Origin of the sequence: Chitinophaga oryziterrae (genome assembly GCF_009758125.1) — a bacterium.
GTDB lineage: Bacteria > Bacteroidota > Bacteroidia > Chitinophagales > Chitinophagaceae > Chitinophaga > Chitinophaga oryziterrae.
Genome location: NZ_WRXO01000002.1, coordinates 846,584 through 862,139, shown reverse-complemented (window position 1 = coordinate 862,139; position 15,556 = coordinate 846,584). Strand labels below are relative to the sequence as shown.

The 15,556-nt window shown below is 43.1% G+C and carries 9 protein-coding genes; 5 read left to right on the top strand and 4 right to left on the bottom strand.

The window, feature by feature from the left end; translation table 11 throughout:
• The first annotated feature begins 84 nt into the window (after positions 1 to 84).
• Together GO495_RS31965 and GO495_RS11155 are read left to right on the top strand one after the other, a co-directional pair.
• Positions 85 to 246 carry a hypothetical protein gene (locus tag GO495_RS31965; RefSeq protein ID WP_170302660.1) on the top strand — a complete coding sequence of 54 codons (162 nt, stop codon included), beginning with the start codon at positions 85 to 87 and terminating at the stop codon, positions 244 to 246.
• A gap of 10 nt (positions 247 to 256) precedes the next feature.
• Positions 257 to 1,177 (top strand): sterol desaturase family protein, encoded by a 921-nt coding sequence (locus GO495_RS11155; protein ID WP_157299750.1) that lies wholly within the window; start codon positions 257 to 259, stop codon positions 1,175 to 1,177.
• Between the two features lie 52 nt (positions 1,178 to 1,229).
• On the opposite strand, the gene recB is transcribed toward GO495_RS11155, so the two are convergent.
• The 4 genes from recB to zwf all read right to left on the bottom strand — a co-directional run bounded on the left by recB (position 1,230) and on the right by zwf (position 11,686).
• The gene (gene recB, locus GO495_RS11150; RefSeq protein WP_157299749.1) at positions 1,230 to 4,631 is read right to left on the bottom strand and encodes an exodeoxyribonuclease V subunit beta; all 3,402 of its coding nucleotides are present in this window, start codon (positions 4,629 to 4,631) and stop codon (positions 1,230 to 1,232) included.
• 9 nt (positions 4,632 to 4,640) lie between these two features.
• Positions 4,641 to 7,820, bottom strand: coding sequence for an exodeoxyribonuclease V subunit gamma (gene recC, locus GO495_RS11145; protein WP_157299748.1), 3,180 nt, complete (start codon positions 7,818 to 7,820; stop codon positions 4,641 to 4,643).
• A 10-nt stretch (positions 7,821 to 7,830) separates the two neighbouring features.
• Positions 7,831 to 9,609, bottom strand: coding sequence for an exodeoxyribonuclease V subunit alpha (gene recD / locus GO495_RS11140; RefSeq protein ID WP_157299747.1), 1,779 nt, complete (start codon positions 9,607 to 9,609; stop codon positions 7,831 to 7,833).
• 547 nt (positions 9,610 to 10,156) lie between these two features.
• Entirely contained in the window at positions 10,157 to 11,686 is a 1,530-nt protein-coding gene (gene zwf, locus GO495_RS11135; protein WP_157299746.1) for a glucose-6-phosphate dehydrogenase, read from the bottom strand.
• A gap of 203 nt (positions 11,687 to 11,889) precedes the next feature.
• Between zwf and GO495_RS11130 the strand changes: the two genes are divergently transcribed.
• From GO495_RS11130 to GO495_RS11120, 3 genes are read left to right on the top strand one after another with little or no spacing between them, the layout of a single operon-like run.
• Positions 11,890 to 13,200, top strand: coding sequence for a TolC family protein (locus tag GO495_RS11130; protein WP_157299745.1), 1,311 nt, complete (start codon positions 11,890 to 11,892; stop codon positions 13,198 to 13,200).
• A gap of 1 nt (position 13,201) precedes the next feature.
• Positions 13,202 to 14,302 (top strand): efflux RND transporter periplasmic adaptor subunit, encoded by a 1,101-nt coding sequence (locus GO495_RS11125; RefSeq protein ID WP_157299744.1) that lies wholly within the window; start codon positions 13,202 to 13,204, stop codon positions 14,300 to 14,302.
• A gap of 4 nt (positions 14,303 to 14,306) precedes the next feature.
• Entirely contained in the window at positions 14,307 to 15,548 is a 1,242-nt protein-coding gene (locus GO495_RS11120) for an ABC transporter permease (RefSeq protein WP_157299743.1), read from the top strand.
• Positions 15,549 to 15,556: the final 8 nt, after the last annotated feature.

The window sequence follows — 15,556 nt, the reverse complement described above, 5'->3', positions numbered from 1 at the left end:
TATCATTTTCCTTGTTCCGCTATTTGTTATCGGCGGAGCATTGTGGCTGGTCCAAAAGTTCTTTTTACAATAAAAACCTTTTGTATGAAAACAGATAAAGTGACTCAACAAAAGATTATCAGGGATGTCCTGATCAGTTTAGTATTATACGCGCTGCCTGTAATATTAATGCTGCTGTCTTTTAAAATAACAGGACAACGGCCCTGGAAAAAAATCACTGCTACAACCGTAAATAAAAACGTCTAAACCTGATTATATGCTACAGTATATTGAACAGATTTTCACGCATCTCAATGGCTGGGGATTACCGGTCATCATGCTGCTTATAGGCATCACAGAATTTGCATTCGGCCTGTATGAGAACCACTGGACGAAAAATGAACGGATACTGGATATCGTTTGTTTTGTCGTTCCTAAAATTGTGGTAAAGCCATTTATTGCATATGTAGGATTACTGCTGTTACCTACCCTCTTACCCAATGCTAAAAATATTTTTGCATGGGTACCTTTCTGGTGGGGCTTTGCCATCATTGCCGTAGGCGATGATCTTACGCAATACTGGTATCACCGCTTACATCACCAGTTACCCTGGCTGTGGCGTTTCCACCGTACCCATCACTCTGCTCCTTACATGGGTATGGCAATGGCCAGCAGGCAGAACATCATCTATACGATCTTCTTCTCCCAGATTTATTTAACCACTACATTGGTATATCTGGGTTTGGGTTATCCGGTATTATTCGTGACAGGTATAAAAGCACTGATCACAACCGGGGCGCATTCCAGTATTAAATGGGATAAGCCTTTTTATACAAATAAGTGGTTAAAGCCGGCCGGATGGGTACTGGAAAGATTTATTTCTACCCCTGCTACTCATCATGCGCATCATGCGGATAGTGATGATGATGGCGTAGGACATTACAAAGGTAACTTTGGTAACATGTTTTTCTTATGGGATGTTATTTTCGGGACAGGTATCATTACCCGTCAATATCCCAGCGGATATGGCATCAAACATTACAAACAGGAAGAGTGGTATGCTCAGTTCCTCTGGCCTATCTTTAAATCCAGGAAAGAAGGAAGTGAGCTGGCTCCGAACGGGCCTATGGTAGGTGACGCTGTTCCATTGGAAAAAGAAATAGTAAACAGGGGACTCCTGACGGAGTCTATTGTGTAGAGATTATTACACTAAAACACGGGGCTCCTGACAGCGTCTCGTGTTTTAGTGCTCAATCCAGATCAGACAGGATATTTTCCAAGTGTCGTATTTTAGAGAGAGGAGGTTTGCAGGTAAAGATCCCTGTATCACTATCGTTGCGCATGCCTCTTACAAAAAGATAGATGACCCCACCGAATTGTTTTTCGTAATTGAAGTTAGGTAAACGTGTTTGCAGGTATTTCTTCGCAGCTACTGTGTAGATAAGATATTGCAGATGATAATTGCTTTCATTCATTGCCGCTGTCAATACTTCCGGTGCATATTCGGGTAATGTATTACCCAGGTAGTTGGATTTCCAGTCGAGGATATAATACTTCCCCTTGTGTTCAAAGAACAAGTCCATTTTCCCGTTCATGATCCCTTCCAGTTCATTCTCACTAAATCTCCTGGCAGCGATGTCCATATCTGCATCCGACAAGCTATTCAATACATCAGGAGAAAACAACCCTATAGGGAAATCAAATTCAAACTCCGCAATACACTTATACCAGGCTACTGCTGATAAAGGGAATTCATCTCCGTTCACCTGTATAGTGGTGTTAAATACATGTCGTAATAACTGCCGCAGCATAGGTAAATACTGCTCCTGCTGACCTGGCAGAAAACGCCTGATCGCCTCATTCAACACTTTATCCCAACGGGTATCATCAGAGAAGCTGATAGTCTCGAAGATATAATGCAGCAGATTACCCGTTTTAGCCCCGCGTTTAAGCGTATAGAAGATAAAGGTATCGTAGGCATCCTCCTGCTGTGTAGCACGCCCTAAAGGCAGCCTATCGTGTTTTGCTGCCAGCATGGTATAACTCATCTTGCGCCAGTTGGCCTGTAACAAGGTAAAGTTTACAGGGGCAGGCGCTACCATCGCAGGGATCTTCTCTCTTTTAAATCCTTCCGGAGCCGCCACAGGTGGTTCCTCTTCTATCTTTATCAGTCCGGGTTCTGTGCTATTCATTGCTCCTAAGAAAGTAGAGAGCGTAGATGCTTTGTTATAACCCGACGTATTTTTGAAGATATAACATTTGTATACGGCACGGGTGATAGCCACGTACAATAAACGGCGGTTCTCCTGTTCCGTTTGTTGCCGCTGTACTACCATCTGTTCTTCCGATAAGCGTATTCTTTCAGCGCCCAGGTAATCACCGGTATCGGGATCCCGGAAGCTGATGAATTCTATCGCGGTATTCTCGACGAAGTCGAGATAAGGCGCCATTACGATATTATATTCCAGTCCTTTGCTTTTATGGATGGTCACGATCTTTACGGACTCTTCATCACTTTCCACACGTTGCTCGTATTCATCTCCTTCCGTGGCCATACCATCGATACCACGTTTTACCCAGGAAATGAGTTCTGCCATGGAGAAGTTCTTCCGGCTCTGCACCTGGTGTACCAGTTCTATCAGCTGGAAGAAGTTAGAGATGATGCGTTCTCCGTTTTCTGTATGCGCCTGTGATAAAACATTCCTGATACCAAAGTCCGCAACAAAGTCCATCAGTGCAGTGTAGATCCCGTCCTTCTGCCAGCGGTTTTTATAATTGGTAAAGAGTTGCAGAGTAGCTTCATCATCCAGTATCAGGATGGATTCCATGTTTAATCCTGTTAAGGAAGAAAGCATGGCACGATTGATAGAAGAGCGGTCAGGCGCAGCCATTGCTTCCATGAGGTACAGCAATTGTCTGGCCTGTTCTGATTGTAATACTTTGGAATCGTCAATCGTTACAGCAGGGATACCTAATAAGGATAACTGTGCTTTTACGTCCCTGCCCTGTTGTCCTGTACGTACCAGTATACCAATATCAGCAGGAGAAACCTTTCTTTGTCCGGGTTTCTCACCAATACTGTAAGCGTTGTTTTGTAAAAGATCTGCTATCTGTAAAGCAATGCCTTTACTCAGCGTTTTGTTATTGGAGAACTGGAAGATGGAGATGGGCACATCTGCCTCATTATCCTTAAAAAGAAATCCTTTGCTATTGCTCTCCGGACTTTCTACATGAATATAATCAATGGCATTCTGTTCGCCCCCAAAATGAAAAGTATCGAAGCCTTCACTGGGCAAAAAGAACCTGTTCATAGCGCCGATGAAGGAAGAAGAAGAACGGTAGTTCTTATTCATGCTATATACATGTTCTACTTTTTTTCTTGCCTTGAAATAAGTGAAGATATCTGCTTTACGCCAGGCGTAAATACTCTGTTTGGGATCGCCGATGTAAAACAGGATCGTGCTTTCCCCAAAAGCTTTCTCAAAGATCTCGTATTGTAAGCGGTCTGTATCCTGGAACTCATCCACGAAAACAGCTTTGTATTTATGCTGTAAAGCAGCAGATAATGCGGGATTATCTTTTTTTACCAATGCAGCGTGCAGGTTCACGATCATATCGTCGTAACTCAGCAGGTTATTACGTTTCTTAAAATCGTTCACCCCCGCAGATACTTCTTTTATCGCGAGGCAGTGCAGACGGCGGTTAATCACTTCTGTCACTTTCCTGCTTTCTTCTGCCACCTGTTCTATTTCATCTAATCTTTCCAGGAGATCTTTATACACATCAGCAACAAATTTCGTATCTCTTTTTTCAGCTATGAAATTGATGAATTTCTGAGGTGTGACCAATAATGGTACTGCCTTTGTAAGTGCGTGTTTATTCCTCTGGCTATACGCCGTAATTTCAGCGGCATTATCTGTTACATACCGCACCATGGCGGCCTTCATTGCCGCTTCCTTCTGTTCCAATGCGTCCAGCTCCTGTTCCCATTTCGCCTGCTCGGTGGCCGTCATGGTATAGGAGATATTATCATCATACCCCAGGTATTTCTTACCACTTAAGTGAACATCCAGCGCCTCACTCATCTTCTCCATGCGCAAGCCTTGTTCCCAGAGTTTCTTCAGCAGCTTTGTATGAATGGTAGTTACATGTTTTCTCCAGAACTTCTGAACTTCTTCCCGTACCAGGGGCTTTATGTCCTGGATCATTTCCGCCCCGAACAGCTGATTGGTTTCAAAAGCGAACTCATTGAGGGTCTGCTGGCAAAAGCTATGAATAGTTAATACAGCAGCTTCATCCAACAATAATACCGCATCTTTCAGTTGCTGACGTACGGTAGCCTTATCACTGTTATCAACAGCCTGTTGTACCAGTTTTTTAATATTATCATCCCTGATCTCTTTCCCAACACTGGCTTTATACGCATTACGGATAAAGAGACGGATACGTTCCTGTAATTCCGCTACGGCAGCTTTGGTAAAAGTCACCATCAGAATTTCCTTTACAGACAGCTTTTTTTCCAGTATCAGCCGTAGTAAAAGAATAGCGATGGAATAGGTTTTACCCGTACCGGCGCTGGCTTCGATGAGGTTACTGCTTTGCAGTTCCACCGTAGCAGCATTAAACTCGCGGTATTTATTCTTTTCCGTCATTAATTCTTTTTAATCATAATAACCTGACAGTAATTCTTCCAGCGGCACTATCACTAATTCACAAATGGCCTTGTATGCATCCAGCACGGATTCATGGGCGAAGAACCCGTTTTTATATTCCAGCGTGATGTATGGGTCTGGTTTTGCCTTAAGCTTATCTTCCACTGTTTTGGTAAACTTCTCAAAATCCAGCTCTGCCACTTTAGCCGGAACGATATCAAAGTCGGGGTAAAAAGGTGCGATCCTTTCCATACCGGCTTTATATGTTTTAACGATCTGTGTGAGCCGTTCTGTTGCAGTGGCCTGTGTCAGTGCCTTTGCTTCAAAAACAGCTTCCTTTTTGCTTGCGGAGATAAAGAACATTCCTTTCACAACCCCGGCGGCTACGCCTGCCAGATAACGAATATACGCCTCTATCAGGTATTTTGTCTCTGATTTTGACCAGGAAACCTGTACGAGCTTATCATTAAACACGGAACTGATCACTCCCTTTATCACGCTCCCGTCTATTGTCAGCTCTATGGGAACGATCTGTTCTTCCGCACCTTGTACGGCACTTTCGTAAAGGTCCCGCACAGGTTCTATCACTTCTTCTACCAAGGTCAGTGACACGTCTGCCATATTTTTCAGGGGCAGATTGCCGGTTTTAAGCAGCTTTGTTTTCAAATCCCTGATATCTTCGGGGTTCATGGGCAGCAGGCGGTTTTTCAACGCCCATTGCTGCAGGTTGTCAAGGTCGAATATTTCGGTATCCCTTAATAATACCTGGGCATCATTGTAATAAATCCCCAGCACCTTGTTGTAATATGTTTTAAAAGGATTTCTGAAAAAACGGGGCAGATCGTCCAGTACTATTTCTTCAAATCCAAAAGGCTCAATTACTTTTCCTTTCTGCGTTACCTTCTTTCCTTCGGCGATGGAGGTATTCAGGTAGTTATAAAGGTGTGCATTACCCTTACTGTATTTCATACTGAATCCCTGCAAAGGATGTAACGTCACTAACTTCTGTCGCACACTTTCAGGATCATCCGTACCGGACTCTATATAATCTATCAGTTCATCTACCAGTGCGGATGGCGGTATACCGGTATTATCCCTGGCACTCTGACCTACATAACTGATGTACAGGTATTCCCTGGCAGACAGAATCGTTTCCAGGAAAAGGTGTTTATCATTCTCTTTTACATTCCTGTCCCCTCTTTGTTTATCCCTTTCCATCAGGTTGAACCCTGTGGGATGTTCCCTGCGCGGGAATTTATCATAGTTCAGTCCCAGCATAGCTACCACCTTAAACGGAATACTACGCATGGGGATAAGAGAGCAAAAAGTGATGCCTCCATTTACAAATAAGCCGGAACGTGTATTTCCTGTCAGCGTATCCAGGAAGCTATGCCCGAATACATCAAAGCCAACGGTATCGCTCATATATTCATTCAGCAGGTTGTAATCAGACAACTGCTGCATCAGTATATTATAATCTTCGTCCGTATCTTCTTCCGGCTCGTATACCATGTTGTGCAGTACGCCTTCGATGTAAGTCACCCACTCTGCGATGGAGCGTTCCCGCTTTTGTTCTTCCACCACCTGCATCAGCATCTGCACAAAGTGACAGAAACGTATCACTTCCTGACCAGCACTGCCTTCCAGAATATCCAGCGGAAAGAAGCTGTCTGCCCCCTCTCCATACTCTTCTCCCCCACTCATACAGATACCGTACATGATGCGTTTGATACCATATTTCCAGCTTACCAGGAAGGTTTCATCTTCTTTATTTCCTTCCATACCAAAGCGGATATTGGCAGCATCTACAACGCTGCGTATCAGCGGAACATCATTGATGCTAAAACGTTCCCGGATATATGAAAAGTCAAGTAGTTGTAATACCTCTTCTGCCTTGAAATTATCTTCATTCATATGCAGGACAGCATGCAGTGCATTGAACAGGTTATCACTGTCTGCATAACTTTCATCTGCTATGGTATAACGGAATTTATAAGGAGCGTTATTAAATACCGCTTTGATGTAAGGCGCATAAGCATCAATATCACTTACCATTACCACTATATCGCGCGGAGAAAGATGTTCTTTCTTTTTATCGATCAGGTATACGAGGTAGTTGTATAATACTTCTACTTCCCTGGCTACGGTATAACAGGCATTGATAGTAACGGAACCATCGCTGAGGTCGGCTGCACTGATCTTGTTACGGTTAGTGGTAGCGCTGTTAAATACATCGTTCTGGATCTTGTGCAACAGGGTATCTGCTTCAGGAGGTACCAGTTCACTATCATCATAGGCATTGATAAATTCGTCGTGTTTGAAGAACAGGCCGAAAGTATCCTGTACTACTCTTCCCCAACCTGCTACCAGTGGATTACCCGTTACCTGTGCCTCAATGTCTTTGCCTTTTTGTCTCCAGCGGGCCATTTGTTTTTCACTCCTGTCCTCGAACCAGAAAGTAGCAGGAGAAGGATTGATGATATGAAAATAAACGTCCACATAATCTGAAAGATCGTAGAGGATCTTTACGTGATAAGCAGTGATGATGGATATACCGAAGAGATGAATAGCTTTGATCCTGTCGGATAAAGCATCCCGCTGATCAGGATTTTTTAGTGCTTCCAGGATATGCTGACCAATAATTGTTTTATCAGGCAGACTATTATCAGAAACAATTTTAGCTTTTATCCACAGGTATTCCTGCCAGTCGTCTTTGCCTACTTCTTTTAATGTTTTCGTATTCCATTCACGGATCATTTCCGGACGGTATACCTGGTACTGGTCAAACAAATCCGCTGCCTTTTTTGCAAGACCCATTCTCTTCAGGTCTTTATCGGATTGATTATTCAGATAGTAATCAGCAATGTCAGGGAACCTGCCGGTAAAATCACTTTCTCCCAGCAGTTTAAACAACAGCCAGGTAAGGTTCTGTGCAGAGAGTATTTCCGTATAACGTCCACCCAGCAGGTAATACAGCTGGTGGATGAGATCATTCGGTTTGAGGAAACGGCAATTGGCGGCAATGCCCAGGTGTGAAGCTATCTGTAGCTTCAGCCAGTTGTTCATCCCTTCTGTTTGTGTCACTATCAGGTGCGGTTCGAATACGCTGTTCTGCGATTCGTGCAGGCTTAATGATAAGCCCTGCGACAAACTTTCCAGTGAATTCGAAACCTTTAAAAATAATGCCATAATGGATATATCAGTCTTCTACAAAACGATTAGCGATACCGGAAGCTCTTTCTACAGAATGCTCCACGGCCTGTAATAACACCTCTTCGGACGATTGTACGTATACCATCGTCCTCGCCCTGGTTACGGCTGTATACAACAGTTCGCGTGTCAGTAATGCCACATTGGTGATCGCGGGCAGCACAACCAGTACTTTATTAAATTCAGAACCCTGACTTTTATGAATGGTCATGGCAAATACGGTTTCTGCTTCCGTTAAATAACCAGGGAGTACTGCTCTTAAATCGCCGGTACCATCTTCGAACCAGGCCATCAGTACCCCGTTCTCATCGGGGCGGATGATACCGGTATCCCCATTGAACAGATTATGTTCATAGTAGTTACGGGTAAGAATGATGGGCCTGTTCTCGTAAAACTCAGCATTTATCTTAATCAGTTTTTTATCATGCAGATATTTTTCAATCATTTTATTGATGGCATACAATCCCTGCTCCCCTTCTCTCACCGCACACAATACCCGTAAGGCATTCATTTTATGCAAGGCTTCCTGTTTATTGTTCTCCTTGATAAACGCTTCATAACCTGATACAAACTGTTCGAACAGCTCTTTGGAATAAGAAGGATCAATCACTACCTGTTCATCATTATTTGCATGCAGGAATTCTTTTAATGCAGGCTGATCATTCCTGATAATTGCCTTACTGAATTTACCTATTCCTTTATGCCCTTTAAAACGGTGACTACGGCGCAATTCTACCAGGTGCTGGAATAAAGGATGATGGTCCTCACTGATATGGCTATCCGGAATATGCTTTCTTTTATCTGTGATGAACGAATTGATAAGTGTTAATCTGCCGGCAGAAAACAGGTTCAGCGTTTCCTGTGCCTGGCAGAGATCCCCGAACAAACTACCTGCTTCCACAGATGCCAGCTGGTCTTTATCTCCCAATAAAATCAATCTTGTATCCGGCCCTATGGCATCTAATAATTTTGCAAACAGCGCGATATCTATCATCGAAGATTCATCTACTATCACCACATCATAATTAAGCGGGTTCTCCGCGTTATGATGGAAATAGGGACTATCCTTTTTAGATTTCAGCAGGCGGTGGATAGTACTCGGGCTAAGGCTTTGCAGCTTCTCTGTTAAAGAAGGCGCTACGGGCAGTTTAGTGTTGCGCAGACTTTCCGCCATACGTGCAGCGGCTTTCCCTGTAGGAGCGGCCAGTGCTACTCTCAGCGAAGGCGCTATGTTATACAGAATGGCCAGGATTTTGGCAACGGTGGTCGTTTTACCGGTACCGGGCCCTCCTGTGATAATGGTGAAGTTATTCAGCACACCGGTAATGGCTGCTGCCAGTTGCCAGTCGGCAGGTGTATTTTCGTCTATAGGATCATCTGATGCAAACAGGCTGGTAACAAGTTCCCGGTGTGTTTCCAGTACTTTTAACCGTTGTATTAACTGTTCTTTCTCTGTTGCCAGGAACCGATGGATACGCTTTAAGAACGTTGTTTCGTAGCGGAAATAACGTTGCAGATAGAGGCGGTCCTGATAGAGTACAAAAGGCTGCTGATCGTTGCCATTACGGGCAACAAGAGCAACGGCCTGTAAAGGTCCGCTGCCTGGTACCATATCCCCGCAATAGGGCGGTAATTCGGTCAGTTTATCCAGGTGCAGACAGATATGCCCTTCGCTGATCTTTTTAGACAGCAGATAGGCGTAAGGCTTTAACACCGGTATATCGAAATATTCAGCAAATTGCTGATGAACATCATTTATAGTATGCATGTGATGCAATAATAGCTGTTATAACAGGAATTTTCCTGAAGGGATAAACGGTACATGATCAATAATTCCCACTTACCGGAAATTGTAGCGCTGGTGGGTTCTGCGGGACTTCTCTTTTTCCCGGTTTTCAGGTAGCATCCTCTGAAATTTCTTCCCGCATAAAAGTAAGTATAATCTAAGATTTGGCTACTCTAAAGAAATTCACATGGTATTCAACACCGGTGGAAAAAGGTGCTAGTCAGGTAACTGAAGTTTAAATAATATATTTGTAAAGGATAATCAAGCTATATATAAAGCATATCTCTAGAAGTATGGCTTATATATGCTTCATATATGGGTTATATATGGCTTATATATGGGTTATACTCCTGATTAGGCTATGATAAAGCAATAGCTGGGACTCTTCTGATATCCGCTAAACTTGTTCTTATTTTAGCAATCCAAGGGTCAGATTAATCCTTTCTTTGATGTGTTGAGTTGATTTTTGGGGGAGTATATTCAAATGACTAACCATAAAAAAAGCCGGTCATTTAAACCGGCTTTCTGATTATTGTACGCTCTTCAGATCTGGAATCGCTTTCTCCGTTTTACTAAACGGTAATTCGTACCATTCTTTTGCAAAAGGTTTCAGCAAATTACCGGAAGCCGTAGGCCCGCAACTACCTGCCTTGTACATATGCAGGTCCTTTTCAGGGTATTTCTCCCATGCTTCTATGATAGGCATTACCACCTTCCAGGCAGCCTCTATCTGATCCGCACGCATGAACAGGGTAGCATCACCATGCAGCACATCCAGTAACAGGGCTTCATATGCTTCAGGGATCGTTTCTGTATAAGATTCTTTATAGGTAAAGTCCATCTCTACCGGTTTCAGCTTCATCTGTAATCCGGGAACCTTACTTTCAAACAGTAAACTGATTTCCAGTTCAGGTTGTATACTGATAATAAGGCGGTTAGGTACGATATCGTCCTTAAAGATCTTATGAGGCGTATCCTTAAACTGTACCACGATCACTGAAGATTGTGCAGGCAGGGATTTGCCGGTACGCATGAAGAAAGGTACCCCTTTCCAGCGCTCATTATCTATAAATAATTTAGCCGCCACAAAGGTTTCTGTATTGGAGCCGGACTGCACCTGCTCTTCTTTACGGTATGCGGGTCTTGGCATATTGTTAATGCTACCGGCAGTATACTGCCCGCGCACTACGTTCTTGAACACCTGTGGGGTAGTGTAAGCTTTTACGCTCTTCATCACCTTCGTTTTGGCATCCCTTATCACTTCGGATTTATATGCTTTCGGGCATTCCATCCCTACTATACATAATAACTGTAAGAGGTGATTCTGGATCATATCGCGTAAAGCGCCGCTGCTATCGTAGTAACCACCGCGTTTACCCACGCCCACCTGTTCTGTTACACTGATCTGGATATGATCTATGTATTTTCTGTTCCATAAAGGCTCAAATACATAGTTGGCAAAACGGAAGGCCATAATATTCTGGACGGCTTCCTTGCCCAGGTAATGATCTATCCTGTAAATCTGTTTTTCCGAGAAACGTTTAGCTAAGAAACGGTTGAGTTTTTTGGCAGAATCCAGATCGGTACCGAATGGTTTTTCTATCACGATGCGATCCAGTCCATCCCGGTTGCAAAGGTTATGCTTATATAATGCTTCTGAAATAATCTCGATAAAGCGGGGAGCAGTAGCGAAGTAAAAGATACGGGAGCTGTTCTGTTCGTTTTGCTTTTCGAAGGCCTTTATTTTTTCACACAGGGAGGTATAAGTCTCCTTTTTGAGGAAGTCTCCCTGTATATAAAATAGTCTTTCGGCAAACTCATTCCACGTCACTTCATCGGCGGTTCCGCTACGGCTGAATTCATTGATACCAGCCAACATGTCTTTCCTGAACTCATTTTCATCAACTGCCAGAAAATCAACACAATAGATATTGAATGCTGGCGGGAGATGATGATCTGTAAAGAGATTGTACAATGCAGGAATGAGCTTACGTTTCGTCAGGTCCCCTTTGGCCCCGAAGATAGTGATAGCTGCGGGGTAGGCTTTTACTTGTTTCATAATTTAATGGTAATTAGTCCGTTCTGCCTTTAATTTAGACAAATTTAACCATTATACAGCTATCCGATAAATGATTCTGTTGTATAAATTATCAATGGCTTTAAAACGCCTGCCCGCTTCACTCATCTAAATGCCCGTTTCGCTTACTTCCATACGACCGGTTACCCTTAACAGGCTGAAATTTGCGTCATTAATTATCGAAAATGCCAAACAAGATTTATGGACTGATAGTCCTGCTATGCTTATCCACGCAATCCGCTACTGCCCAGGTGAGCTTTTCCAGCTTACAACAGGTGTGGGACTATGCAGATAAGCATAACATCCAGATTCAAACGGCAGCAGCTAATAAACTGATTACAGGCAAACAGGTAAAGCAGGCATATGGCAGTCTATATCCAACCATTTCGGCCAATGGCGCTTTTACTGATAACCTCAAAATCCAGTCTACCCTTATCCCTGCCAATTTATTCAATCCGTCCATACCTGCCGGGACTTACACAGAGGCCACATTCGGCAGGCAGTACATTTACAATGGCAATATCGCGGCCCAGATGGACCTGATCAATACCCAGGACTGGTTCAACATTAAATCCGCTAAGTATAATGATGAAATTGCAGCACTGAACATAGAGGTCACTAAAAAAGACCTCTATGAACAACTGGCCAATGCATATTATACACTTGCATTGCTGAACGAAGCAGAAAAACTGTCTGCAGAGAATGTAAAAACGGCTACCGGCATTTATACAATCGTACAAAACAAATTCAATGACGGGCAGGTAAGTGAAATAACATTAAATACCGCCACCATCAACAAAGAGAAAGCTGCAAAAAACCTGGAAATGGCGACCCAGAACAAACGGGTACAATTAAATGGGTTGAAGTTATTGTTAAACATTCCTGACAGTATCGCGATTGCGGAAAAAACAGCCGTGATAATAGCAGATACGGCAACATTTGCAGATGATCCGGCAGTACAGCTGGCAGAGGTACAACTGCTGTTATCCAAAAATGAATGGAAGTCCAGCAAGGCCGCTTTTGCACCAACCCTTTCGGCCATTTATCAGTATAATGCACAAATCTCGGGAGATGAATTCCTGAAATTCGGGAATAGTAACAGTCAGCCGCAGGAGTATGTAGGATTACGCCTGTCTATCCCCCTGTTCTCCGGCAATACAAGGAATTACCAGGTACAGAAAGCGAAAGTTGACCTGACTTTAAAACAGCAGCAATTCGAAGCCGCAAGATTACAATCAGCTATCAATAACCAAAGCGTGGTGATCCAGTATAATACGGCCTTCCATGCCTTTGAAAACTCAAAAAACATCCTGTCATTATACCAGAAAAATGATTTCCATGCCGGCATGCGGGCAAATGAAGGGATCATTCCGCTGGATGAAAGATTGAAATACTATGATGACCTGGTCACTAACCAGCAGGAATATCTTCAGAGCATGAGCGACTTCTTTATACAACAATATCGTCTGCAGATCAGACAAATAAATTTTAAATAACATGAGGCAGATTCTCATTATACTAACATCAGCAGTCTTTTTTCTTTCGTCCTGCAAAAGTAAATCAGGAGAAACAGTCTCTCCGGTTATTGCACCTGTTACAGAAGCCGTCTTTGCTTCCGGACATATTGAATCATCTGGTCAGTTTACATTAACGGCTTTAAACGATGGTTATATTACAGACGTACCGGTAGAAGAAGGTGATACTGTCACTGCCGGTCAGCTGATCTTTAAACAGGACAATGCCGCTGCCGCTGTACAGCAACAGGCAGCCACGGAGAACCTGGTTATTGCCAATAAAAATGCGGCATCCAATTCGGCCGTATTACAACAGCTGCAGGAACAATTAAATACAGCGCTTGAAAAACAGTCTACAGATAAAGTACAACTGGAAAGAATGCAAAGGCTGTATGCTACCAACTCTGTCGCAAAGATAGATCTGGATAATGCAGCATTAACCTATAAGAGTTCTGACAACAATGTGTCTGCTATTCAGCAAAATATTTCAGCTACAAAGCTGACCCTGGAACAATCTGTTATCAACAGCAGAAGCCAGCAACAGACGGCTGCTATCAACAGTGGTTATTATAGTTTAAAATCTCCCGGCAACTATACAGTGTATACGCTGCTGAAACGAAAAGGCGACCTGGTAAGAAAGGGTGATGCACTGGCCATCCTGGGGAATAGTAAAACGCTGGTCATTTCACTGTCTGTTGATGAAGCCAGTATTGCCAAAATACAGTTAGGGCAGAAAGTGCTGGTGGAATTAAACACGGAGAAGGGTAAAACATATTATGCCTCCGTAACAAAAATATATCCCCTGTTTGATACCCAAAGCCAGGCATATAAAGTGGATGCCGGTTTCGAAGGGAATAATCCACCATTGATCAATGGTACTTTACTACAGGCGAATATCATTGTTGCAAAAAAGGATAAAGCCCTGCTTATACCACGTAGTTGTCTCAGCGCTGATGGAAAAGTGCTGGTGAAAAATAAAAAAAAGACCGACACCATTAGCATTCAGACGGGCATAGTTTCCACTGACTGGGTAGAGGTGATAAAGGGTGTAACTATCTCTGACAAGCTGATTAAAACATATTAAGGCGATGAAATCAGGTATCAATACGGAAGTCGCATTTACTTACATGGTAGGACGCCGTAAACAAACAATCGTAGCCGCCCTTGGCGTAACATTTGGTATCAGCATGTTCATCTTCCTGAATTCACTGATTACAGGAACAAATGAATACACAGAAAAAACAATGCTCAGCGCTACGCCACATATCAGGTTATACAATGATAACAGGATCAGTGATCATGTGATGCTGGACAGGTATATGGGCAATAAGACCATTAACCTGATCAGTAACCCCCAGCTTGTACCTGATGATAATAAGATCATCAATCCGGATGTGGTGTTACAGCAACTGCAAAAGAGGAAAGAGATCATTTCCATGAGCAAGCAGGTAAGCACCAATATTATTTACAGCAATAGTAATGTAGAGGAGAACGGTAATATTTTCGGTGTGAATATCCTGGAGCAGGATAAGATGTTTGACATTACTTCTTCTATGATTACGGGAGATGTAAGATCACTGATAAACAAACCCAATGGCATCATCATTGGCGTTGGACTGGCAGAGAGGTTAAATCTTAAGAAAGGCGACAATATTACGGTTACCAGTACTACAGCATCGAGAACACTGGAAGTAACAGGCATATTTAAGACCACTATTAAAACAGTAGATAATACAAAGACCTATTGTAACATCCCTGTTGTACAGCAGCTGTTACAAAAAGACAGGAGTTATATTACGGACATCTACATTAATATAAAAAACTATTACAATGCACCTGCGACTGCGGAAAGTATTCAGCAGGAAACCGGTTATACGGTGGAAACATGGCAGAGCAGTAATGAGCAGTCGCTGGCAGGAAAAAAGATCCGGGATGTTATTGCCAATTCTGTTGTGATCACCATACTGATAGTAGCCGGTTTTGGTATATACAACATCCTCAACATGGTCATTTATGAAAAGATAAAAGAGATCGCTATCCTGAAAGCAGTTGGTTTCCAGGGAAGGCATGTGATCAGCATCTTTGTATTGCAAGCGTTGTTCATAGGTATTATTGGCTCCATCCTGGGGATGATAGTGGGCTGGGGGATTTCTTACAGTGTCTCTAAAATGTATATAGGCTTAGGCAATGTTACTTACCTGCCAATAGCGTTTGAACCCAGACATTATATACAGGGAGCGGTGTTTGGTGTTATCACCTCCTTCCTTGCAGGGTATATTCCGGCAATAAGAGCCTCTAAAGTAGACCCTGTTCAGATTATTCGCGGATAAAATATCAA